The 23,069-nt window shown below is 60.3% G+C and carries 24 protein-coding genes, 3 tRNA genes and 1 pseudogene; 20 read left to right on the top strand and 8 right to left on the bottom strand.

Annotation, left to right across the window (positions count from 1 at the left end; all coding sequences use genetic code 11):
• Positions 1-841 precede the first annotated feature (841 nt).
• Positions 842-1,477 carry a GNAT family N-acetyltransferase gene (locus FO488_RS15445; protein ID WP_149211372.1) on the bottom strand — a complete coding sequence of 212 codons (636 nt, stop codon included), beginning with the start codon at positions 1,475-1,477 and terminating at the stop codon, positions 842-844.
• Positions 1,478-1,532: 55 nt separating this feature from the next.
• The gene (locus tag FO488_RS15440) at positions 1,533-2,471 is read right to left on the bottom strand and encodes an AraC family transcriptional regulator (protein WP_149211371.1); all 939 of its coding nucleotides are present in this window, start codon (positions 2,469-2,471) and stop codon (positions 1,533-1,535) included.
• Positions 2,472-2,824: 353 nt separating this feature from the next.
• Between FO488_RS15440 and FO488_RS15435 the strand changes: the two genes are divergently transcribed.
• The 5 genes from FO488_RS15435 to FO488_RS15415 all read left to right on the top strand — a co-directional run bounded on the left by FO488_RS15435 (position 2,825) and on the right by FO488_RS15415 (position 8,226).
• Positions 2,825-3,571, top strand: coding sequence for an SDR family oxidoreductase (locus tag FO488_RS15435; protein WP_149211370.1), 747 nt, complete (start codon positions 2,825-2,827; stop codon positions 3,569-3,571).
• A 24-nt stretch (positions 3,572-3,595) separates the two neighbouring features.
• Complete coding sequence (locus tag FO488_RS15430; RefSeq protein ID WP_205743413.1) at positions 3,596-4,819, top strand: multidrug effflux MFS transporter; 1,224 nt, start codon at positions 3,596-3,598, stop codon at positions 4,817-4,819.
• A gap of 79 nt (positions 4,820-4,898) precedes the next feature.
• Complete coding sequence (locus FO488_RS15425) at positions 4,899-6,137, top strand: carboxymuconolactone decarboxylase family protein (protein ID WP_149211368.1); 1,239 nt, start codon at positions 4,899-4,901, stop codon at positions 6,135-6,137.
• A 73-nt stretch (positions 6,138-6,210) separates the two neighbouring features.
• Positions 6,211-6,744 carry a flavodoxin gene (locus FO488_RS15420; RefSeq protein ID WP_149211367.1) on the top strand — a complete coding sequence of 178 codons (534 nt, stop codon included), beginning with the start codon at positions 6,211-6,213 and terminating at the stop codon, positions 6,742-6,744.
• 396 nt (positions 6,745-7,140) lie between these two features.
• Complete coding sequence (locus FO488_RS15415) at positions 7,141-8,226, top strand: MBL fold metallo-hydrolase (protein WP_168206060.1); 1,086 nt, start codon at positions 7,141-7,143, stop codon at positions 8,224-8,226.
• Positions 8,227-8,367: 141 nt separating this feature from the next.
• On the opposite strand, the gene FO488_RS15410 is transcribed toward FO488_RS15415, so the two are convergent.
• The 3 genes from FO488_RS15410 to FO488_RS15400 form a co-directional block, all read right to left on the bottom strand.
• Positions 8,368-8,444, bottom strand: a tRNA-Arg gene (locus FO488_RS15410).
• Positions 8,445-8,478: 34 nt separating this feature from the next.
• Positions 8,479-8,554: transfer RNA gene (locus FO488_RS15405), tRNA-Phe, on the bottom strand.
• Between the two features lie 76 nt (positions 8,555-8,630).
• Positions 8,631-9,707, bottom strand: coding sequence for a radical SAM/SPASM domain-containing protein (locus FO488_RS15400; RefSeq protein WP_149211365.1), 1,077 nt, complete (start codon positions 9,705-9,707; stop codon positions 8,631-8,633).
• 239 nt (positions 9,708-9,946) lie between these two features.
• On the opposite strand from FO488_RS15400, the gene FO488_RS15395 reads away from it, so the two are divergent.
• The 5 genes from FO488_RS15395 (at position 9,947) to FO488_RS15375 (ending at position 12,157) form a co-directional block, all read left to right on the top strand.
• Positions 9,947-10,438 carry a roadblock/LC7 domain-containing protein gene (locus FO488_RS15395; protein WP_149211364.1) on the top strand — a complete coding sequence of 164 codons (492 nt, stop codon included), beginning with the start codon at positions 9,947-9,949 and terminating at the stop codon, positions 10,436-10,438.
• A gap of 20 nt (positions 10,439-10,458) precedes the next feature.
• On the top strand, positions 10,459-11,046 hold the full coding sequence (locus FO488_RS15390; RefSeq protein ID WP_149211363.1) for an ATP/GTP-binding protein: 588 nt from the start codon (positions 10,459-10,461) through the stop codon (positions 11,044-11,046).
• Positions 11,047-11,123: 77 nt separating this feature from the next.
• A complete protein-coding gene (locus tag FO488_RS15385) occupies positions 11,124-11,465 on the top strand; it encodes a hypothetical protein (RefSeq protein ID WP_149211362.1) in 342 nt (113 codons plus the stop codon).
• A gap of 73 nt (positions 11,466-11,538) precedes the next feature.
• Positions 11,539-11,631: transfer RNA gene (locus FO488_RS15380), tRNA-Ser, on the top strand.
• A 130-nt stretch (positions 11,632-11,761) separates the two neighbouring features.
• Positions 11,762-12,157, top strand: a complete 396-nt coding sequence (locus FO488_RS15375; RefSeq protein ID WP_240731992.1) for a DUF2155 domain-containing protein — start codon at positions 11,762-11,764, stop codon at positions 12,155-12,157.
• Between the two features lie 30 nt (positions 12,158-12,187).
• On the opposite strand, the gene rnhA is transcribed toward FO488_RS15375, so the two are convergent.
• Together rnhA and FO488_RS15365 are read right to left on the bottom strand one after the other, a co-directional pair.
• Complete coding sequence (gene rnhA, locus FO488_RS15370) at positions 12,188-12,664, bottom strand: ribonuclease HI (protein WP_149211361.1); 477 nt, start codon at positions 12,662-12,664, stop codon at positions 12,188-12,190.
• Positions 12,648-13,301, bottom strand: coding sequence for a 1-acyl-sn-glycerol-3-phosphate acyltransferase (locus FO488_RS15365; RefSeq protein WP_149211360.1), 654 nt, complete (start codon positions 13,299-13,301; stop codon positions 12,648-12,650). The genes rnhA and FO488_RS15365 overlap by 17 nt, the downstream gene beginning before the upstream one ends.
• Positions 13,302-13,448: 147 nt before the next feature.
• On the opposite strand from FO488_RS15365, the gene FO488_RS15360 reads away from it, so the two are divergent.
• From FO488_RS15360 to FO488_RS15335, 6 genes are all read left to right on the top strand, one after another.
• Entirely contained in the window at positions 13,449-13,982 is a 534-nt protein-coding gene (locus tag FO488_RS15360) for an NUDIX hydrolase (RefSeq protein ID WP_149211359.1), read from the top strand.
• On the top strand, positions 13,961-15,190 hold the full coding sequence (locus FO488_RS15355; protein WP_149211358.1) for an EAL and HDOD domain-containing protein: 1,230 nt from the start codon (positions 13,961-13,963) through the stop codon (positions 15,188-15,190). The genes FO488_RS15360 and FO488_RS15355 overlap by 22 nt, the downstream gene beginning before the upstream one ends.
• Before the next feature lie 2 nt (positions 15,191-15,192).
• Positions 15,193-15,549, top strand: coding sequence for a peptide chain release factor-like protein (locus tag FO488_RS15350; RefSeq protein ID WP_149211357.1), 357 nt, complete (start codon positions 15,193-15,195; stop codon positions 15,547-15,549).
• Positions 15,546-17,927, top strand: coding sequence for an endonuclease MutS2 (locus FO488_RS15345; RefSeq protein ID WP_149211356.1), 2,382 nt, complete (start codon positions 15,546-15,548; stop codon positions 17,925-17,927). Before FO488_RS15350 ends, FO488_RS15345 begins: the two co-directional genes overlap by 4 nt.
• Positions 17,928-18,037: 110 nt before the next feature.
• The gene (locus FO488_RS15340) at positions 18,038-18,340 is read left to right on the top strand and encodes an HNH endonuclease (protein ID WP_149212219.1); all 303 of its coding nucleotides are present in this window, start codon (positions 18,038-18,040) and stop codon (positions 18,338-18,340) included.
• Entirely contained in the window at positions 18,341-18,994 is a 654-nt protein-coding gene (locus FO488_RS15335) for an HAD family hydrolase (protein WP_149211355.1), read from the top strand.
• On the opposite strand, the gene FO488_RS15330 is transcribed toward FO488_RS15335, so the two are convergent.
• Positions 18,991-19,908, bottom strand: coding sequence for a LysR family transcriptional regulator (locus FO488_RS15330; RefSeq protein WP_149211354.1), 918 nt, complete (start codon positions 19,906-19,908; stop codon positions 18,991-18,993). The genes FO488_RS15335 and FO488_RS15330 overlap by 4 nt on opposite strands.
• A 108-nt stretch (positions 19,909-20,016) precedes the next feature.
• Here FO488_RS15330 and FO488_RS20705 point away from each other — a divergent pair.
• From FO488_RS20705 to FO488_RS15310, 4 genes and pseudogenes are all read left to right on the top strand, one after another.
• Positions 20,017-21,266, top strand: a pseudogene (locus tag FO488_RS20705) (MFS transporter).
• A 48-nt stretch (positions 21,267-21,314) separates the two neighbouring features.
• Entirely contained in the window at positions 21,315-21,896 is a 582-nt protein-coding gene (locus FO488_RS15320; protein ID WP_149211353.1) for a DJ-1/PfpI family protein, read from the top strand.
• A gap of 84 nt (positions 21,897-21,980) precedes the next feature.
• Positions 21,981-22,661, top strand: coding sequence for a CDP-diacylglycerol diphosphatase (locus FO488_RS15315; RefSeq protein WP_168206059.1), 681 nt, complete (start codon positions 21,981-21,983; stop codon positions 22,659-22,661).
• A 46-nt stretch (positions 22,662-22,707) separates the two neighbouring features.
• Positions 22,708-23,037 (top strand): multidrug efflux SMR transporter, encoded by a 330-nt coding sequence (locus FO488_RS15310; protein ID WP_149211351.1) that lies wholly within the window; start codon positions 22,708-22,710, stop codon positions 23,035-23,037.
• Positions 23,038-23,069: the final 32 nt, after the last annotated feature.

Below are 23,069 nucleotides of genomic sequence, written 5' to 3'. Positions count from 1 at the left end.
CAACTTGTCGGCAATATGGGCAGGCCCGCATGAAACCCGGCCGTCAGTTCAAGGGCCGTATCTATCTGACGGGCACGCTGGCCAGAACCAACCGTGCGGCGCCCCTTGTCGTTTCAGTTCAACACCGCCGAATCATCGTAATGATGCAACCGAACAGCTTGGTGGCCCCTTCCGGTTTCAGGTCTAACGGCCACGGCCGGCACATGTCCGTGTTGTGGATATCCTGCAGGGGGGAGGGGCAAAACCGCTTTTCGAATATCAGGGGGGAATTTCCCGAAACGGTGATGAGATTATCGTTTGCCATGGGGGGAACGCCAAAGGGGGCCGCCGACCCGACAACTGCCAAGCGGGCTCCCTTCGGCACTGGCTTAACATCTCGATTTATCACGTTGCACCATCCTCACGGGAGGGAATTGGCAGTACTTGATGCCGTTGGGGTATGTAAGCCCGTGGTAGACCCCCCTTAGCAGGTATCAAGCCAAAGAAAAAACAAATAATAATATTTTAATATCAGGTGGTTGCAGAAACAGCCCGCGGAGTGTTCGGCGTGAGATTAAGCAATAATTGTTGCAGCTTATGGTAATGAAAATAGAGGATTCCGAGATATGGAGAGGAATTGCACGGACAGCAAAATACGTTACAGGTGAAACTATTATTGCTCGATTCACGGGGCGGCGCCCGGCCATGCCTCGAAGCCGGATGGTGCGAGATGGGATCAGGCGGGAAAATTCGAGTGAATGCAGGAGGGGTTGCTAGAATAACGCCCACAGTTTGATTCCCGTTGCCCAGAGGACTCCGCTCACCCTCGCTTGAATAGCCCCCTGCCTCGGCTGAGTATCAATCAAACAAGGCTCTTGATCCAAAATTGCATGAGGTGGTCCCGCTTGACACCATCGGTCTCACGCCACGTGAAGCGGGTGGTCACCTCGGGGAGCCGAACAAAACCGGTACGGGCAAGGAATCGTGTGATGGGGATGTAATCATGCGGGCGCAGGGGGTGGTCATCGGGGCGTTCAACCGTCGCACAGGCAAGGGTCCGGTAGTCGCCGAGGGAGCGGATGTGGTTTTCCAGACGGGCAAGCAGCTTCTGGCCCAGACCACAATTGCGGTAGGCCGGACGAAAGAGCAGTTCACCAACGTAATATATCTCGTTGAGCGGAAATGCCGTTCCCGCAAAGGCATCACGCATCTGCGCGTCTTCATGGACTAGCGGCATGCCGGTAGCTGCACCGATGACGGCAGAACCATCGTATGCGAGTATGACGCATGCATCAGGTGCCTGGGCATACGTGCTCACGTACTGGAGCTCGTCTTCTCTCCGTCCCTGATACAGATAAGGGTACTCCGGGAAGATACCGAGACGCAGCGTCGCCATGGCGTCCAGGCCGTCTGCAATGGCGGTCCCGACCAGCATTCGCGCGGTGATTGATTTATTGTCGTCCATAATCCAGCCTTCTTCGTGATATCTGTTTTTCAAGCTACCGGTTCCGCGGAGGTGTCGCAACAGGCCGTACCATGCCGAAGCCGTTATTCTATTCGGTGACGGACAACAGGCGCAGTTTCGAGATGTCCCGCAAAGGAGGTGCTCCGAAATGGCGACTATACTCCCGGTTAAACTGGGACGGACTCTCGTAGCCGACCTGAAATGCTGCGTTTGCAGCATCCATTCGCTCGGCCAGCATGAGGCGTCTGGCTTCCTGAAGCCGTAGCTGCTTTTGATATTGCAAAGGGCTCAAGGCCGTTATTGACCGGAAGTGGTGATGAAACGTCGAGTTGCTCATGCTGGCCTTCTCTGCCAGGTCATCAATGCTGAGTGGCTGCATGAAATTACTCCTCAGCCATTCAACTGCCCGCGCTATCTGCTGGCTCTGACTCCCCGCCGATGCTATCTGGCGCAGGCGTGCCCCCTGATCCCCCACCAGCAGACGGTAGATGATCTCCCGCTTTATGACCGGAGCGAGAATCGGAACATCCTGCTCGTCGGCAAGCAGGGCAATCAGCCGTAGGAACGCGTTGAGCAGTGGTTGTGTCACCTCACCGGTTGCCATGCCCCGGCTGGATTGCTGCGCCCGTGGTTGCGGCAGATTGCTGTCCGCCATCATTTGCGCAACCTCACGCAGATCGAATTTCAACCTGAGGCCCAGGTACGGTTTTTCCGGACCCGCCTCGATAATCTGCACAATCGTGGGGAGATGCACGGACGTGATCAAATAATGGTGCGCATCATAGACATACGTATCGTTTCCGAGCAAGACACGTTTGGCCCCTTGTGCAACCAGGCAAACACTTGGTTCGTACATGCCGCTGACCGGCTCGGTCGGCTCCTCCCTCCGGAATAGCGATAAGCCCGGAATGGCCGTTGTGTGCAACTCTCCTTGTTCGGTCCATCGGGCAATACTATCCCTCAGTGCAGCAATTGCGGTTTCCCGGCTGCTGTCCTCGATATCGTTTATTTTGGCGTCGTAGTTCATATATTTCTCCTCTTTTTCAATAGTAGCCACTCCAATGCAGCTTTACAACCGCATTTCCCCGCTCCGCAGAATCAGGCAAAAAAACGAGAGGATTGATCTATCTGTTTATGTGCTTTCCGGGATAGGCTTTAACCAATCAGGACGAACCTGACAATCACCTGGACGACAAAATACGAAATGGTCGGAATCTGAAAAATCGGCTTTTTTGTGCCAACAGTATTGCCGGTCCGTTCTGCCAACCGGAGGTCACCCTGATCGGTATTCACAACGCCTGGGACACGGTGATGCATATCATTGCCGTCAGGTTGCCCGGCGATACGGAAGGGTGAACCCAAGAAAAAGGAGTTACTATCATGAACAATAACATCAAGGGAAAAATTGTCGTCATCACGGGAGCGAGCAGCGGACTGGGCGAGGCGACCGCGCGGCTCCTGTCCGCACAGGGCGCGAGCGTTGTGCTGGGCGCGCGGCGCCTCGATCGTTTGCAGGCGCTGGCCGATGAGTTGAACCGGAACGGCGGTAAGGCGCTCGCCGTCGCTACGGACGTCACCGATCCCGATCAGGTTCGGAGATTGGTCGATGCGGCGGTGCAGGCCTACGGGCGGATCGACGTCATCATCAACAATGCCGGCCTGATGCCGCACTCGCTGCTCGAACGCCTCAAAGTGGATGACTGGAACCGCATGATCGATGTGAACATCAAGGGCGTGCTGTACGGAATCGCCGCGGCGCTGCCGCACATGCAGCGGCAGAAAGCCGGACACATCATCAATGTTTCCTCGGTGGCCGGTCACAAGGTCCGGCCCGGCAGCGTGGTCTATGCGGCTACCAAGCATGCCGTGCGGGTCCTCTCGGAAGGGCTGCGCCAGGAGGTGAAACCCTACAATATCAGGACGACGGTGATCTCCCCCGGTGCCGTGGCAACGGAGCTGCCGGACAGTGTCACCGAGCCGGACGTCGCCGAGGGTATCCGCAATTTCTACCAGGCCTATGCAATCCCGGCCGATTCCTTTGCGCGGGCCGTGGCGTTCGCCATGAGCCAACCGGATGACGTGGATATCAACGAAATCCTGTATCGGCCCACGGCTCAGGAGCTCTAAATGGCCGACTTGAATCAACTGGAAATGGAACCATATGCAGATGCCGATGCCTTGGCTTTGCCGGATTCCCGGCCCGGATGGTATGTGCTCGCCGTGCTGAGCCTGCTGATGGGGTTTGCGTCCATTTCCACCGATCTTTATCTGCCCGCCATGCCGCTCATGGGCCATTCTTTACACGCAACGACCGGGATGGTCGAATGGACGATCTCGGGCTATCTGATCGGTTTCAGCTTAGGCCAGTTGTTATGGGGGCCGATCAGTGACCGCTACGGCCGCCGAATGGCGGTCGGAAGCGGGTTGATCCTCTTTGTGGTCGGCTCGGCCGGCTGCGCGCTGTCCGACAACGTGCCGACGATGATCGTCTGGCGAGTCGTACAGGCGCTTGGGGCTTGTGCCAGCGTTGCCCTTTCGCGCGCCATGGTGCGTGATCTTTACCACGGAACCAGGGCCGCGCAGATGCTGTCAACCCTGATCACGGTGATGGCCGTCATGCCACTGGTCGGACCGCTGGTTGGTGGCCAGATTGTTGCGATGGCCAGTTGGCGGGCTATCTTCTGGCTCCTGGTGGTGGTCGGACTGGTGACCTTGGGCGCTCTGTACACCATTCCCGAAACCCTGCCCGTGCAACATCGCAATCCGGAGCCGCTCGTCAGGGCACTGTTGCGCTATGCGGAGTTGTTACAGAATCGCAGGCTGCTGGGCTATCTCGGCGTAGGCGGCTTTCTCTATGCCGGCATGTTTGCCTACGTTGCGGGCACCCCCTTTGCCTATATCAGCTTCTACCATTTCCCGGCCCGGCTCTACGGCCTGCTGTTCGGCCTCGGCATCATCGGCATCATGCTGGCCAATATCCTGAACCGGTGGCTGGTGGTCCGCTTCGGCTATGACCGGGTCCTGCTCTTCGGGTCCGTTGCCGCCATGGGCGCCGGCATGTGGGCCGGCGTCGCAGCGCATGGCGGCCTGGGGGGACTGTGGGGTCTGGTCGTGCCGTTGTTTCTGTTTGCATCGACCACCGGATTCATCGTCGCCAACTCGATTACCGGTGCCCTGGCCGATTTCCCGCACCGTGCCGGTGCCGTCTCCGCTTTGACCGGTGCCGTTCAGTACGGCAGCGGCATCTTCGGTTCCGGGCTGGTAGGCCTGTGGGCCGACGGCACCCCGTGGCCGTTGGGGCTGGTGATTGCCATGAGCGGGATCGGTTGTCTGCTGTCGATGCTGTTGCTTATCCCGAAGCGAGGCCGGTGGTGATGGCTGTCGGGACATGACGGACGGCAGAGTAAACCGAACGATTCGTTGAACCTCAAAAAGCCTTCAGGGAGAGAACAGTATGGACAAAGTCGTTTCGAACATTCTGGCTATTGTTTTTATCGCAGTGGTCAGCACCACAACCATTTCGGAGGCACGGACCGTGAAAAACGGAGTATTGAACGCCAAACAGGAAAATATCGTCACCATTGCGGCCTTCACGGCGAACGGCGATCTACAGAGACTGAAAACGGCCTTGGGCGATGGGCTGGATGCCGGCTTGACCATCAACGAAATCAAGGAAGTCCTCGTGCAGATGTACGCCTATGCCGGATTTCCCCGCAGCCTGAACGGCATCAATACCTTCATTGGGCTGCTGGAGGAACGGGAACGGAAAGGGATCAAGGATATTTTGGGCAAAGAACCGGGCGCCATGCCTGCCAGCAAGGGCAGCATCGAGTTGGGAACGGAAATCCAGACCCGCCTGATCGGGGCGCCTGCCACCGGGAAGTACATCACCTTTACCCCTGCCATTGACGCATTTCTGAAGGGCCACCTGTTCGGCGACATCTTCGGACGCGACAACCTGGATTTCCAGAGCAGGGAACTGGCAACCATTTCGGCCCTGGCCTGCATCGAGGGGGTCAATCCCCAGTTACAGGCGCATTTCAACGTCGGACTGAATACGGGATTGACCGAGGTTCAACTGCGGAGCCTGGTAGCTGTTCTCGACGCCAAGGTCGGCAAGAAACAGGCCGCACATGCCGATGAAGCATTGGGTAACGTTCTGGGCAACAGGCAGGCGGGGCAGGAAAACGATATCACCCGGAGCGGTTCCCTGTCGTCAAGCCAGGGTTCGACAGGCTACTTCAAGCCATTGCAGCACAGCAACAATCGGGGAAAGGATATTACCATGAGCACCAACAATCTTAGCCAGAGCGTGATCTTCCCCGTCGGGGAAAAGCTGGCCAGCAAGAATTTCAACGGTACGGTATGGCTCAACATGCTGACACCCTCCGGCTCGGCCCTGCCCATCGGGAACGTGACCTTTGAGCCGGGTTGCCGCAACAATTGGCATATGCACGCCGGTGGCCAGGTGCTGCTGGTAACGGGTGGCAGAGGCTATTACCAGGAATGGGGGAAGCCGGCACAGGAACTTCACGCCGGTGACGTGGTCAATATCCCCGCCAATGTCAAGCACTGGCACGGTGCCGCCAAGGACAGCTGGTTCGTCCACCTGGCCATTGAGGTCGATCCGGAGAAAGGTCCGGCGACATGGCTGGAGCCGGTATCTGACGAAGATTACACAAGTTTGAAATAGGGAGGCCGTAGGTATCGGAAACGTTCTCGATGACAGGCCAGGATTGCCCGCAAAGTAACGTAAGGAGTTATGAATGAAGAACGGAACAAAAAGCCTTATCGCCTACTATTCCCGGGCGGGGGAAAATTATGTCGGCGGCGACATCGTGAATCTGCCGGTCGGAAACACCGAAGTGGCCGCACACATGATCCGGAAATGGACCGGCGGCGATCTGTTCAGAATAGATACGGTGCGGCACTATCCCGAGGATTATTACGGGACGACAGAGGTGGCAAAGCAGGAACTCCGCCGAGATGCCAGGCCGGAACTCTCAGGGCATGTCGGCGATATGTCCGATTACGGCGTTCTTTATCTCGGCTACCCCAACTGGTGGGGGACGATGCCGATGGCGGTCTATTCGTTTCTTGAAGAGTACGACTTCTCCGGTACGATCATTATTCCCTTCTGCACTCACGAAGGCAGCGGGATGGGGCGCAGCGAGAGCGATATCCGGAACCTTTGCCCCGCTGCCACGGTACTGAAAGGGCTTCCCATCAAAGGCGGAAGCGTTCGGAAGGCAGAAAACGATATTGCGGCATGGCTCAGAAAATCCGGAACAATCGAGTGACAACTTTCCTGCGAATAGTTTCTAAGCTATGAATTCCCGTTACCGGGATGCAACGGAAAGCCGCAGAATTTATGACCGTGCCACCGCCAAAATGGCTGCTGGTTCCCGATTCATGAAAGCCACGCGTCGGGGAGATACGTACTCCATGACCGACCGCCAAAAAAAGTTGGTTATGATCCGCCGGGCAGGACAACATATCCTCATTGTGATAGGACCCAGGTATGGCCGTGGTAACGCCATCCTCAAGCAACTAGGCGTTAAGCTTGACGAGGCCGGCTAAACCGGACCGTTTGCAGCCTTATCGCTTATTACGTGTTTGCCACCGTTTACCGGGGGCAGAGGAAGACAATGAAACGCGTCATATTCTATAGCCTGATTACAGGAGTTTTAATCGTTATGGCATTCACCCAGTACAATAGCAGCAGCGGTTCGACCCAGCCCCGGTCGTCTCTGTCGCTTGACAATGACCTGAAACGTCCGGTGCCGGTGACGAAGGGCGGGCGGCTCGAACAGGCCCGCATCATGTGGGATTTCTTTTTCAACAAGCCCACAGACACGCGCCCCACCGGGAAAATCCCGGTGCAGGGCTTGACCAGGGCGCAGTTGCTGGCAGCCCCGAACAACACGGTGTATCGCCTTGGGCACTCAACCGTCCTGATGAAGCTGCACGATGCCTTCTGGATCACCGATCCGATGTTCTCCGGCCGGGCCTCCCCGGTGTCATGGGCGGGGCCGCAACGGTTTCACCCGCCACCCATCAGCATCGACGAACTGCCCCCCATCAAGGGGGTGATCATCTCCCACGACCATTACGACCACCTGGACCATGATTCCATCATGCAGCTGGCGGGCAAGGTCGAATATTTTCTGACCCCGCTCGGGGTAGGCGACATTCTTGTGGGATGGGGTGTGCCGCCGGCAAAGGTACGCTGCCTGGACTGGTGGCAGGCAGCCGAAATCGACGGTATCCGTCTGGTGGCCACACCTGCGCAACACTTCTCCGGTCGCGGGCTGTTCGACAAGAACACCACCCAATGGGCTTCATGGGTGATCATTGCCGCCGACGTGCGCGTATTCTTCAGCGGAGACTCCGGCTACTTTGGCGGATTCAAGGAAATCGGCGGAAAATACGGTCCGTTCGATATGACCTTGCTGGAGGCCGGTGCTTATAACGAGAACTGGCCGGGAGTCCACGTGACCCCAGAGGAGAGCATTCAGGCACATATCGACCTGCACGGCAGGAACCTGGTTCCTATTCACAACGGCACGTTTGACCTCTCCATGCACTCCTGGCGGGAACCGTTCGACAGGATCGTCGCCTTGGGCCGCGCTCGGCATATTCCGGTCATAACTCCTGTGATGGGTGCACCGGTGAATATCCACGACACTGCGGCTGTCGGGCACTGGTGGGAAAATCCGGACAGGTTCAAGGAAGCGGAGAGGGTGCAGGTCAAGGGGCAACCGGCTGCCGAGCGACTTTGAAACGACGGGCGATACCTATGACGACACCCATTTTTTCCGCCATACATAGGCCTTACACGTAACAATCATGCGTGAAAGTTACCCATGTGTTACCCATTAACAAAAAAGGAGCTATGGCTGTTGCCATAACTCCTTAATTTTTGGCGCGCTTGGAGAGATTCGAACTCCCGACCTACGGATTCGTAGTCCGTTGCTCTATCCAGCTGAGCTACAAGCGCAAATGGTGTAAAGGGCGAGCCCTTTGGAGATGGATGGTGCCCAGGGACGGAATCGAACCGCCGACACGAGGATTTTCAGTCCTCTGCTCTACCGACTGAGCTACCTGGGCGAAAAGGATTTTTTATATACCCCGATTCTGTTTGAGCTGTCAATGAAAAACTGCCCTTTACGTGGGGGGCGTCACATTATTTCTCTTCGGCCCGCTGAACCCGGATGGGCACGTAGTTGCAGAAAGGCTCTTCCTCCATGTAGTCGCCATGCACTGCATCGGCCCTGGCCCGGCACCCCCCGCAGACATTAATGTATTCGCATTGCCCGCATTTGCCCTTGTAGGCTTTGAAATTGCGGAGGTCCCGGAAGATCTCGGAATTCTGCCAGATCTCGCGGAACGGGGTCTGCTTGACGTTTCCGGCGACGCGGTGGAAGTAGGAGCAGGGCTTGACGTTGCCGAAGCAGTCGATCAGGCAGATGGTCTGGGCGGCGATGCACCCCTTGCCGCCGCCGGTGGAAAAGGTCAGGGAGCGCCGCTCGAACTTGAGCCCCTCCTCCTTGGCCTTCTGGGGGACGATCCGGTAGTAGTGGGGGGCGCAGGTGGGGCGCATGAGGATGTCGTCCTCGTTCTTCTCCTGCTGATAGTGCCAGTCCAGGATCTCCTCGTAATCCTCCTTGGAGATCAGTTCGTTCATGATCTCTTCGCCCCGGCCGGTGGGGACGATCATGAACATGTACCAGGCGGTCGCCCCCAGCGATTTGGCCAGCTTGAACGTAGCGGCAATGTCGTGCTGGTTGCGCTTGGTGAAGGATGAGTTGATCAAGAATTTCTGGCCGTTGCGGCGGAAGATCTCGGCCGCGCGCACCACCCCGTCGAACGAGCCGGGGCACTGGCGAAAGTTGTCGTGCATCTCCGGGGTCGAGCCGTCCAGGGAAAGCGACACCATCTTGATGTCGGCCTTTTTCATCTTCTGGCAGATCTCGTCGGTCACCAGGGCGCCGTTGCTGGCCATGCACATGCGCAGGCCCAGGGAGGTCCCGAACTCTGCCAGCTCGAAAATATCCGGCCGCAGGAGCGGCTCGCCTCCGGAAAGCACGACGACCGGTTTGGAGAAATCGGCAATTTCGGACAGCAGCTTTTTCCCCTCGTCCGTCGTGAAGTCGCCTTCCGATGAGGTCATGTCCGAAGAACAGCGGCAATGCACACAGCGCAGGTTGCATTTCTGTGTGGTTTCCCAGGCGATCCATTTGGGTACGAATTCCTCGCGCATACGACTCCCGTCACAAAGAATGGGGCGCCCATTCGTGACGCCCATTCAAGACTTTACCGCGAATGGGCGTGTAAACTCAAGGATTATTGTTGCGGGCCGTTTGTTCGCCGGGCGGCGTATCCGCGCTACCCGGTTTTTAATAAACTTGAAAGGGCACCTCAATTCTGCTATACAAAAAACGCTAGCCAGATACGCGCAATTCCGCTTGAATTTCCACGGATAAATGCAAGGAGCGAGGCATGTCCACTCCGCAGATGGTCATGTACGACGAAGAGTTTCAGGAGATCAACGAGGTTATCGGCAGGCTCCTGAAAGAGGCGAATGCCAAGGTTATCTTTCTGGTGGACAAGAACGGCCAGCTCATCTCCGGCGTGGGTGAGACCGAGCGTTTCGACACGACATCACTGGCCTCGCTCACCGCCGGCAACATCGCCGCAACGGGCGGCCTCGCCAAGCTTATCGGTGAAAAGGAATTCTCGATCCTCTTTCATGAGGGCGAAAAGGATAATCTGCACATATCGATCGTCGGCGGCAGGGTCATTCTGGTGGTGTTGTTCGACAGCCGCTCCTCTCTCGGGCTGGTGCGCCTGCGGGTCAAAAAATCTTCGGAGGAGCTTTCGGCTATTTTCGATAAATTGCTCAAAAAAGCAGAAGATAAGGAAAGACGCGGGGTTTCTGATTTTCCCTTTGCCGAGATTACTGATGATGATATTGATAGCCTGTTCAGCTAGGGTTTTGAGGTAAGCCGGCAATGTCCTTTATCAACTATGCATCCCGCGAGATCAACTGCAAGATCGTCTATTATGGCCCGGGTTTATGCGGCAAGACCACGAATCTTCAGTATATTTATCAAAAAACCGCTCCGGACGCCAAGGGCAAGATGATCAGCCTGGCAACCGAAACGGAGCGGACGCTCTTCTTCGATTTTCTCCCGTTGGCGCTGGGAGAGATACGGGGGTTCAAAACCCGTTTCCATCTCTACACCGTTCCGGGGCAGGTTTTCTATGATGCATCGCGCAAGCTGATCCTGAAAGGGGTGGACGGCGTTGTTTTTGTGGCCGACTCCCAGGAAGAGCGCATGGATGCCAATGTGGAATCCCTGGATAACCTGCGGGGCAATCTCAAGGAACAGGGGTATGACCTTGACAAGCTCCCCTATGTTGTCCAGTACAATAAGCGCGACCTGGACAATATCGTGACCATTGAGGAGTTGCGGCGCGACATCAATCCGACGAATGTCCCTGAATTCAATGCGTGCGCCACAACCGGCGAAGGGGTGTTCGAGACCCTCAAGGCGGTGGCCAAGCTGATCCTTATCGATCTGAAAAAGGGCAAGTAAGAGCGACACCAGCGTACAGGACCCATGGGATCGGTATCCCGTGGGTTTTCGAATGAGTACTTCGTGGAGGTTTAAACATGTCAACGGAGCTGATCGACGTACCCAAGGGGATGAGCATCGTCAAATCGATCCTCGTCAAGCGTCTCCAGACCCCCGGCTATTTTGCCGACGTCTATCTGGTCATGCAGAACGGGCAGTATGAGGCAGCTTTATTCATCAACGATAAGTACAAGCCCGGCCCGCCGATCCCGTACCCGCTCGATAATCCCACCGAAGAAGTCACCCACTGGATGGGTGTGCGGCCGAGCGTGGGGCTGAGCCCGGAAGAGGCGGACCGGATCATCAGCGAGGTGGAGGGCGAGAATGCCATCCACCGCAAGAAGATGCAGGACCGCTGGAACAAGAGCGACACCCTGTAGCGTTCTTTCGGCTTGATTTTTTCGAACCTGCATGGTAATTAGAAGACCCTGCTGAATCAGGGTGGCGATATTTGGAGAGATGGCCGAGTAGGTCGAAGGCGCTCGCCTGCTAAGCGAGTATACTGGGAAACCGGTATCGAGGGTTCGAATCCCTCTCTCTCCGCCATTGCGTTGTGATAATGGGTGTTTTTTTGACTATAGTCGCTCGCATGCACAGGGTATTGATTATTGTTTTGTTTTTTCTGCCGGCATTCCTGGTGGGGTGTCAGCAAAAGGGACAAGAACAAAAGCCTCAGGTGAAGATCGATGCCGCCGGGTCGCATGTCGTCAAGAAGGAAGCGACGGTTGTTGTCCCCGATGCCGTGAAAAGCTCGTGGAAGGCGGTGCGGATCGCCGTCATAGACAAGGCCAACATCAAGGAAACCGTCTATACCATTCCCATCGGCAGTTCCGTTTCCATCCCCGCATTCTCGCTGGATATTGCAGTTGAGGCCTTCCTCCCCGCCTTCATCATGGAGGGGTCCGTCATGACCACCTCCTCAAACGACCTGAAAAACCCCGGCGCAAAAGTCACGATAACCGAAAAAGGAAACATCATCTTCAAGGGGTGGCTCTTTGCGCGGTTCCCGACGAACACGTTCATGCATCCGAACTATGGCTTTACCCTTGTGGATGCGGTTCCTGCCAAATAACAATTCCTGACCGCCTGTGCTCCACGGTGTTCATCCCCGGGCCTGGGTATCGATGGCTTCCCGGGCCAGCGTGTCGCAACGCTCGTTCTCGCTGTGGCCGTTGTGGCCCCGGACCCAGCGCCACTCTATGGAATGCCGCTGGGCAAGCTCCAACAGCGCCTCCCACAGATCGCGGTTGACGACCGGTTCCTTCTTGCTGTTCTGCCATCCCTTCCGTTGCCACCCCGCGATCCACTCGGTCATGCCCTTTACCAGGTATTGGGAGTCGGTCGTCAGAATCACCCGGCAGGGGCGGGTCAGTTGGCGCAGCGCCGCAATGGCGGCGGTCAGTTCCATGCGGTTGTTGGTGGTGGGGGTCTCTCCGCCCGAGATCTCTTTCGTGCGCCCCTGGCAGCGCAGGATCGCGCCATAGCCCCCGGGACCCGGATTGCCGCTGCAGGCACCATCGCAAAAGATCTCCACCACCTCGCGCGACGGTTCATGGCTGGTTTCACGCTTCGCCGGCATAAGCCCCCTCTTTCTTCAGCAGCTCAGCGATGGCGTCCATGACGCGCTCGACGATCAGTTGGTGGGTTTCACGCGTGTCTTCCAGGGTATACAGGTCGCTGCAGTCGAGGGGGGCGCCGAAGACAACGGCGGCGGGCTGGCCGAATCCCGGGAATTTCCAGTGGTTAAGGCCGATCAGCGCCGTCGGGATGACCGTGGGGCGGGTGTCGTAGATGATCTTGCCGACCCCCCGGTTGCCTTTCCCCAGGCGCCCGTCCTTGTGGCGCGTTCCCTCGGGAAAGAGCATGACCTTCTGGTCCGCCAGGAGCTGGTTGATGATCCGGTTGGCCTTGACGTCGCGTCCCCGCCTGACCGGGAAGGCCCCCCACGAGGAGTACAAAAGGCGCGGGAAGAATTTCCGGAACAGCTCTTCCTTGGCCGGAGCCCACACCATCTGCAGGGGATGGTGCCGGACAATGGCCCAGGGGAGAAAGATCGTATCGTAGGCGGAAATGTGGTTGGAGGTAAAGAGCACCCCCCCACTGTCCGGTATCCGGTCGGCCCCTTTGGAGATGAAGCGGTTCAATGCCGAGGCATAGGAACCGACCACCCAGCAGGAAAACGTCACCCAACTACGCCGCAGAAACGATACGTTCATTCGTCAGCTTCCTTCGCAATGCCGCGGTGCGGCAGAAATTGCCCTGTGAGCTTCCCGCTTATACCATGTCCGGCGCAATTCGGCAACCTCGACCGGGGCTGGCTGTTCTGCGTTGGAATTGCCGAAGATTGCTGCTATAGTTCGAGAATGAACTGCGACAGCCGAGAGATCGTCTTCAACGGTCTGGTATACGATATTGAACAGATGCAGGTGGAAATCGGTTCCCACGGCAGCCATACCTTCCAGATTATCCGCCATCCCGGCGGCGCCGGGGTGCTGCCGGTGCACGCAGACGGGAGCGTATCGCTGATCCGGCAGTTGCGCCCGGCGGTCGGCGCCGTTCTCCTGGAGATTCCCGCCGGCCGCCTCGGCCCGGGGGAGGCGCCCCTCGTCTGCGCCGGCCGCGAACTGCGGGAAGAGACCGGGATGCTGGCCGATGCGTTGCTTCCGCTCGGAATGATCCATTCGTCGCCCGGCGTTTTCGATGAGGTCATCCACCTCTATGCGGCTACCGGCATCTCCCAGGGGGAGGCGGAACCGGAAGACGACGAGGACATCGAGGTCATCCGCCTGCCGTTTGCCGAAGCCCTCGCCATGGCTGCCGAAGGGCGCATCAGCGACGCCAAAACCATAGTGGCCCTTTTCAGATGGGAACAGAGATGCACGACGCAAGCTACGTGATCGGCAGACAGCCGATCCTCGACCGCAATGAAGAGGTTGTCGCCTACGAGTTGCTGTTCCGTTCGGCGCGGGCGTATAACGCGGCAACCGTCACGAACGCCACCCGGGCCACCGCCAGCGTGATCATCAATGCCCTGTCCGGCTTCGGGCTGGAGAGGATACTGGGGAGCCACAAGGGGTTCATCAATATGGAGCTGGACCTGTTGCTGAGCGACTCCCTCGGCATCCTGCCCCGGGACCGGGTGGTGCTGGAACTCCTGGAGAGCCTCGAGGTCACCCCCGAATTGGTGGAGCGGTGCCGGGTGCTGAAACAGGAAGGGTTCCAGCTTGCCCTGGACGACCACGAGTTCGACCCGGCCTATGAGGCGTTGTACGGTATCGTGGACATCGTCAAGGTGGATCTCCTGCAGACGCCATCCCCGCGTCTGGCCGGGATGGTCGAGAAGTTCCGTCCCTATCCGGTCAAGCTGCTGGCCGAAAAAGTGGAGACGCGGGAAGAATTCCGCCTCTGCCGCGATCTCGGGTTCGAATACTTCCAGGGGTTCTATTTCGCCAAGCCGTCGGTGATGGAGAAGAAGCGCATCGACGCGTCCGGCGTCACGCTCCTGAAATTGATGGACCTTTTGATGAAGGACGCGGAGCTGGCGATGATCGAGCAGGCATTTCGGGAGAGTCCCGGCCTGACCTACAAGCTGCTCCTCCTGGTCAATTCCGTTTCCCTGGGACTGCGGGACAAGATCCAGAACATCCGCCATGCCGTGGCGCTTCTGGGGCGCCAGCAGATCAAGCGCTGGGTGCAGTTGGCCCTGTTCGTCTCGGACACCGGCAGCGGTCCGGAGAACCCATTGGTGGAGCTTGCCGCGGTACGGGCCGCCTTCATGGAGCAGTTGGCCGGCCGGCATCCCGCCCTGAAGGGGGACCGGGATGCCGGCGAGCAGGCCTTCCTGGCCGGTATCCTCTCGCTTTTGGGAAGCCTCTACGACGTCTCCATCGACGAGATCCTTGCCAACATCAGCCTCTCCGAAGCGGTCCGTGAGGCTTTAACCTCCCGGAGCGGGGCGCTGGGCCAGCTTTTAAAGCTCTCGGAACAGTTGGAGGACCTGGACTTCAGTCTGGATACGGATTGGCTCGACGGGATCGGCCTTACCCAGGAGGATATACTGGAAGCCCAGGTCAAGGCCTACGGCTGGCGCAGCGGGATGCTCTGACCATGTCCGCCTATGCCGTAAGCGAGGAGAAGAACCGCTGGCTCATCCGCAAGATGGCCGAGTTGGGGGTGACGGAGGAGGACCTGGAGGAGACCTTTGTCCGCTCGTCGGGCAACGGCGGCCAGCATGTCAACAAAACCTCCACCTGCGTCCAGTTGCGCCACAAGCCCAGCGGCATCATGGTCAGCGCTTCCCGGGAGCGGAGCCAGTCGGTAAACCGCTTCCTGGCGCGGCGCGAGCTTCTGGAGCGGCTTGAAGCGCTGGGCGGCGGGCAGACGGCCGAGATGAAACGGATTGAAAAACTACGCAAGCAGAAAGACCGGCGCCGCAGACGGACCGCCACAAAGGTTGTCTCATGATCACCCCCGAAACCCTGAAGCGGTTGGAATTCGACAAGATTCTGACCGAAATCGCCGCCCAGGCCCACAGCGACGCGACCCGCGAACAGGTGATGGCCACCGCGCCCCTGGACGACCCTGAACAGATCCGGCTTGCGGCGGGACGGATCCATGAGGTCCGCAACCTGCTCAGCCTCGGCATCGCCCTGCGGCTGGCCGACTTTGAGGACATTCGCCCGTTGCTGGAGGCCGTCCGCCCGGCCGGAGCCTTTCTGGCGCCCCAGGATCTGCTGCTGTTCATCCCGGTGTTGAGCGCCTTCGGCGACATCTCGCGCCAGCTCGCCCCGCGGGGCGATTGCCCCCGTCTGGCGTCGCTGGCCCCTCCTTTGCGCCCCTTTCCCGACATCCTGGAGCCGTTGGCGGCTTCCATCGACCACGACGGCAGCATCATGGACAGCGCCTCGGTGCAGCTCCGGGAGATCCGCCGGGCCAAACGCTCCCTGGCGGCCCGCATCCGCAAGAAGATCGAGGAGATCGTCCGGGACAACGCCATCGAGATCTTCCTCCAGGACGACTTCATCACCCAGCGTTCGGGGCGGTGGGTGATACCGGTACGCATGGACTCCAAGGGGATGGTGCGCGGCGTGGTGCACGACGTCTCGGCCTCGGGCGAGACCGCCTTCATGGAGCCGCTGGAGATCATCCCCTTTGTCAACGAACTGGAAAACGTGAGCGCCGAGGAAAAGGCCGAGGAGATCCGCATCCTGCGGCAGCTCTCGGCATGGCTCCGGGAGGATGCCCCGGCCCTGGAGGGGTGCTTCGCCACCCTGGTGACCCTGGACGCGCTCAACTGCATGGCCCGCTTTGCCGAGCGCTACGGCCTGGAAACGCCCAATCTGAACGGCGAGGGGGCCTTGCGCCTGGTCCAGGCCCGCCACCCGTTGCTCATGATGCTCCAGCGTCAGGGGGCCATCCCCCGGGTGCAGCCGCTGGACCTGGAGATGGGTGACGACGGGCGGGTCATGGTCATCACCGGCCCCAACGCCGGCGGCAAGACCATTGCTTTAAAGACCGCCGGGGTCCTGACCCTGATGGCCCTCTGCGCCATACCGGTGCCGTGCGACGGCGCCCGCTCCACCTTTCCGCTGCTGGATACCCTGCTGGTGGACATCGGTGACGAGCAATCCATCGAACAGAGCCTGTCCACCTTTTCGGCCCACGTGGCCCGTATCGTCACCATCCTGGGGCAGGCCGGCCCACGCTCCCTGGTGCTGCTGGACGAACTGGGGGCCGGCACCGAGCCGCAACAGGGGGCGGCCATCGCCTGCGGCGTGCTGCGGGACTTGCAGGAACGGGGCGCCACGGTGATCGCCACCACCCACCTTTCGGAGATCATCGGGTTCGTCCACCGTACCCCGGGCATGATCAACGCCGGCATGGAGTACGACGCCGCGACCTACACCCCGCTCTACCGCCTGATCAGCGGCGAGCCGGGGCATTCCCACGCCGTGGAGATCGCCCGGCGCTACGGCATGCCCGAACGGGTGATCGCCTTTGCCCGGGAGATGGTGGGCAGCGGGGGGGCGGAGTTCACGGCGCTCCTGGCCGACCTGCACCGCAGGCGGGATGAACTGGAGGAGGCGCAGCAGGAGCTTGACCGGCAGAAGGACGTGCTGCGCCGAAAGCAGCAGGAGGTGGAGGCGCGCGCCGGCGCCATCGAGGCGGCGCGGCGGGAGGCCTCCGACAAGGCCTGGACCGAGGCCCGGGACCTGATTTCCGCGACCCGGCGGCAGATGAACGAACTGCTGGACGAGTACAAGCGGGAGAAACGCGCCGAGACCATCGAACGGCTGCGCCGGAGCGAGGCGGACCTGACCGAACAGCTCAAGCCCCGCACCTCCGAAGGGCTTGAGCTGCGCCCCCTGCAGGAGGTCAAGGCGGGGGATGCGGTGCATATCCGCTCCCTGGGGCACGACGGCGTCGTGGTTGCCGTGGACCCCCGGCAGGAGAAGGTGCGGGTCAGGAGCGGCAGCATGGAGGTGGAGGTGGCCGTCGGCGACCTGGCGGCCCCCGGCAGGCAGGGGAAAGAGAAGGCGCGGCGTCCGGCCCCGGGTGCCTGGAAAGCCGGGCAGGTGGAGACGGTGGAACACGGGGAGCGGGAGTTGAAGCTGATCGGCCTGCGGGTTGACGATGCCCTGGACCTGCTGGAGCCGTTCCTCAACCATGCCTCCCTGAACGGCCTCTTGGAGGTCCGGATCATCCACGGCGTCGGCACGGGACGGCTGCGCGAAGCCGTGCGCGACCATCTGGCCCGCCATCCGCTGGTGGCGGAGTTCCGTCCCGGCGGCCCCCATGAGGGGAGAGACGGCGCCACGGTGGTACTTTTACGAGGTTGTTGAAAAACCCAGGTTGTTCAACAATAGTCGGATCGTCGCACCCGCACGAAGGGGCTTTCGAGGATGGCGGCGAGATGGCTGTTTTTCAACAACCTGCTGCGGGGAGGTTTACCCTGGACAGCTTCATTATCGAAGTCAGCGAACAGGACATCAAACGGGAACGGGACAAGTCCCGGGAGTTGCGCAGAAGCCGCTGGTGGCAGAACCGCCTCGCCCTGGGGCGCTGCCACTGGTGCGGCGGCGTGTTTCCCCCCGATGAACTGACCATGGACCATATCATCCCCCTGGCCCGGGGGGGGAAGGGCTCACGCAACAACGTGGTGCCGGCCTGCAAGGAGTGCAACAGCCGGAAGAAGTACCTGCTCCCCATGGAGTGGGATGATTACGTGAGACAGTTCGAAAAGCAGGAGCAGTGAATGACGAATGCCGCGAAGAGCCGTTACAAGGTGGTCATCTACGATTGCGACGGGGTCCTGTTCGACTCCCTGGAATCCAACTACATCTTCTATGACCGGGTCCTGGAACACCTGAACCGCCCCCCCCTGGACCGGGGGGACGAGCAGGCCCGGAAGGTGCTGCACACCTATTCCTTCAACGATGTGATGGCGTACTTCTTTGCCGGCGACCGGTGTCACGAGGAGGCCCTGCGTTTCGCCAAGACCATCCATTACCGGGACCTGGCCCCCTACATGCGCATGGAGGAGGGGGTGATCGAGACCCTCGACCGACTCAAGGGGCGGGTCTCCCTGGCCATCTGTACCAATCGGGCGACTTCCATGGATATGATCATCGACGACTTCGGACTGACCGGCTACTTCGACTGCGTCATGACCGCATCCCAGGTGATGAATCCCAAGCCGCACCCCGAGCCGCTCCTCAAGGTGCTGGACCATTTCGGCATCGAACCGCACGAGGCCCTGTTCGTGGGGGATGGGGAGGTGGACATGCTCTCGGCCCGCGGCGCGGGGGTGCCGTTCGTGGCCTACAAGACCCCGCTGCCGGACCAGCCCCGCATCGAATGCCACGCCCAGATCATGCCGCACCTCTTTGGGGGGACAGAAGATCTCTAATCCGTTGTAGTTCTCCCTCCGCCCTCGGACGCCGCGCCGTAACCGCGGACCTGCTCCATGAGAAAATCCACGAAGGCCCGGTTGGCCCGGGACAGGTAGGCCCCCTTCTTCCAGGCGAGCATCAGGTCCAGGTACAGCGGCGGGTCAAAGGACACGGCCCGCAGCTCGGCGTCGTCCTCCACCACCATGCGCAGCAGGGTCGAGATGCCGAGCCCTTTTTTTACCAGCGACTTGACCATGGTGTACAGGTTGGTCTCGAAGACCACCTCGGGCGTCATGCCGCTCTCCTTCATCTCCTCGAAGAGCATCTCCCGCTGGTAGTACCCCTCCTTGAACATGATGAGCGGCTGCCGCGCAAACTCCTCCAGGGAAACGGCGGAACGGGCGGTGAAGGGGTGGTCCGGCGGAATGCACATCACCACCTCCTCCCGCAGGATGTGCCGCACCTCCAGGCTGTCGGGGGCATGGCCGCCGGCAATGACCCCCATGTCCAGTTCCCCCTGGATGATCATCTTCAGGATGCTGGCGGCCCCTTCGCCGGAAACCGCCAGGTGCAGGTGGGGATAGCGCTTGGCAAAGGCGCAGATGATGGTGGGGAAGAAGTAGGCGCTCATCATGGGGGGGACGCCGACCCGCACCTCCCCCTTGCCGAGGCCGCGCAGGTCGGCCATTTCCTGCCCTGCCGCCTTCAGGTCCCCCAGGATGCGCCGGGCATGCTCCAGCAGGATCTCTCCCTCTGCCGTCAACGACACCTTGCGGTCTTGCCGGTTGAACAGGACCAGCTCTAACTCTTCTTCCAGTTTGCGGATGGCCGTGCTGACGGCGGGCTGCGCCACGTGCAGCTCTTCGGCCGCCCTGGTGAAGTTGCTGAAGCGGGCAATCTCCGCAAAGAATCTCAACTGGCGCAGATCCATTTCCTATCCTCCATATAAAATTGTTATCGATACGATATATATTATATATTTTTGTTATCGTCATGCAAGTGGTACGCTACAACCATATCCGAAACAGGAAAGCGAACCATGAGCGAATTGACCATGAGCACGATGAGTACGGAAGCCGAGTTCATCCGCAGCGGGAGCACCACCTTTCGCCAGACCAACCTGGCCTTTTTTGCCGCCGGCTTCGTCACCTTCATCACCCTGTACGACGTCCAGCCGCTGCTGCCGGAGTTCGCCCGGGAATTCGGCGTTCCGGCCGCCCTTGCCAGTCTGCCCCTCTCCGTTACCACCTGCACCCTGGCCATCGCCATGCTGCTGGCGGGGACCGTGTCGGAAACCCTGGGGCGCAAGCCGGTGATGGTGTTCTCGCTCTTTTTGACCTCGCTTCTGGCGTTCATGACCGCTTTCAGCCATACCCTCTCTTCGCTGATCGCCGTCCGGCTCCTGCAGGGGGTGGTGCTGGCGGGGCTGCCGTCGGTGGCCATGGCCTATCTGAGCGAAGAGATCGACCCTCCGTCCATCGGCGCCGCCATGGGGCTCTACATCAGCGGCAACGCCATCGGTGGCATGTCGGGGCGGATCTTTACGGCCACCGTCACCGACCTCTCCTCATGGCGTACGGCGTTGGCCGTCATCGGGGTCGCCTGCCTGGGACTGAGCGTCTATTTCGTTCGCCATCTCCCCCCTCCGCCCATTTCCGGCGGCATCCCTTCCAGGTGGGGTACCTCTTCACCTCCCTCTACCGGCAGATGCGGGACCCGGCGCTCCTCTGCCTCTATGGTCTCGGCTTCCTGATCATGGGGAGCTTCGTCACCCTGTACAACTACATCACCTTCCGGCTCCTGGGGCACCCCTATGACCTGACCCAGACCCTGGTGAGCCTGATCTTCCTGGTCTACTTCCTGGGCTCCTACAGCTCCAGCTCCATGGGGCGGATGGTGAACCGCTTCGGCCGCCGCACCATGATCTGCGCCGGCCTCGGCGCCATGGCCGCCGGCACGGCCATCACCCTGGCCGCGCCGCTCCCCTGGATCATCGTCGGGGTGGCCGTATTCACCTGCGGCTTTTTCGGCGCCCACGCGGTCGCCTCCAGTTGGGTGGGACGCCATGCCAAAACCGGCAGGGCGCAGGCCTCCTCCCTCTACCTGTTCTTCTACTACCTGGGCTCGAGCGTCTCCGGGACCGCGGGCGGGTTCTGCTGGACCCACGGGGGATGGGGCGGCGTGGCGGGGCTGATCGGCCTGTTGCTCGTGGCCGCGTTTGTGGTCATCGCCCTGTCCACGCGCCTGTCGACAGAACCGGTTCGGGGTGGTATAGTGGGGAAAATCTGAAACGATCCGGCTGAGTTATTTTACCCGAGCAGGGAAGGGGAGGGCGTTATGGCGGCAAAGAAGATTCTGATGCTGGTGGGCGATTATGTCGAGGACTACGAAGTCATGGTGCCGTTCCAGGCCCTGCAGATGGTCGGGCATACGGTGCACGCGGTCTGCAGCGGCAAGAAGGCCGGCGACACGGTGCGTACCGCGGTGCACGACTTCGAGGGGGACCAGACCTATAGCGAGAAGCCGGGGCACAACTTTGCCCTGAACGCCACCTTTGCCGAAGTCCGCGCCCAGGACTACGACGCCCTCGTGGTGCCCGGCGGCAGGGCGCCCGAATACATCCGCCTGGACCAGGAGGTGCTGGAGATCGTACGGCATTTCAGCGCCGCCCACAAGCCCATCGCGGCCATCTGCCACGGGCCGCAGCTCTTGGCGGCCGCCGGGGTGCTGCAGGGGAAGGGGTGCTCCGCATACCCGGCCGTCGGGCCGGAGGTGACCATCTCCGGCGGGACCTATGTTGCCATCCCCGTGGACAAGGCCCACGTGGACGGCAACCTGGTCACGGCCCCGGCATGGCCGGCCCATCCCGAATGGCTGGCGAAATTCCTGAAGGTGCTGGGGACGGAGATTACCCTGTGATCAGGCGCCGTCGCGCCGCTACGGAACCATATACCCCTGCCCCCCGGCACCGTGCGGTAGCCGGTGATGGGGAGTTTTTCGCGTATGGGCCATATCCGGGCGCTGTGTGCCGCCCTGCTGCTGTGTGTCTGGGTTTCGATCCCCGTGCCGGCAGGCGCTGCGGGCGACCGCACGGTCCTCTGGAACATCGTCGCCAACTGCCTGGATGCTTCCGGTGCGGATTATTGCACGTCATGCCGTTGGCCACGGGTCGAGAGCGCCTGTTCCCCCGGGGACGCCTGCAAAGGCACGACGGAGGTGTGGGCCGAGTCGGCCGATTTCGTGGTGCTGCGCGACTCCAAGATGTGCGGCTGCCCGGAGGGGTTTGTGCACGGACTGGCGATCCCCCGCGCCCGGATAACCGGCGTCGAAGACCCGCGGCGTCCCGACGGCATCTGGGCATTCGCCTGGGAGGCGGCCCGCAGGCGCATGGGTGACGACCCGGCCATCGCCCTTGCCGTCAACCCGCAGGGGCAGCGCGGTCAGGACCAACTCCACGTGCACCTCCTCCGGCTGCATGGTGATGCCGGCAAACTCATCGCCCAGCGCACGACAACCCGCGTGCAGAGCCTTGATCAGGTCTGGAAGGTTGCCGCCCAAAGGGCTGCCGTCGAGGGGCTGACGGATTACGGCGTGCTGGTGGCCCCCCACCGCGAGGGGGGATTCATGGTGCTGGTCGCCCGGGAAAGCCCGGAAAAACTGTACACCGATGCGCGCTGCCGTTAGCACGCAACGGCCGCGCGGCGGAATAATCGAGATGTGAGAAAGAAGCATGGCCTACGTATATCTGCTGGTGGCAATTGTCGCCGAAGTGATCGGCACGAGCGCGTTGAAGGCGTCGGAGGGGTTTTCCCGCATGATCCCCAGTACGCTCGTCGTGCTGGGGTACGGGATCGCGTTCTACTGTCTGAGCCAGGTGCTGAAAAGCATCCCGGTGGGGGTAAGCTATGCCATCTGGTCCGGCCTGGGCATCGTCCTCATTTCCGTGGTCGGTGCCGTTTTCTTCAAGCAGGCGCTCGATCTCCCCGCCATCGTCGGCATGGCCCTGATCATCGCCGGGGTCGCCGTCATCAACCTGTTTTCCAAGTCGGTGACCCCCTGAAACCGGGGAATGGCCTGCAATAAAGAGTAGTG

It is taken from the genome of Geobacter sp. FeAm09 (genome assembly GCF_008330225.1).
GTDB lineage: Bacteria > Desulfobacterota > Desulfuromonadia > Geobacterales > Pseudopelobacteraceae > Oryzomonas.
The sequence above is the reverse complement of the archived record's forward strand: the minus strand, read 5'-3'. Positions and strand labels throughout refer to the sequence as shown.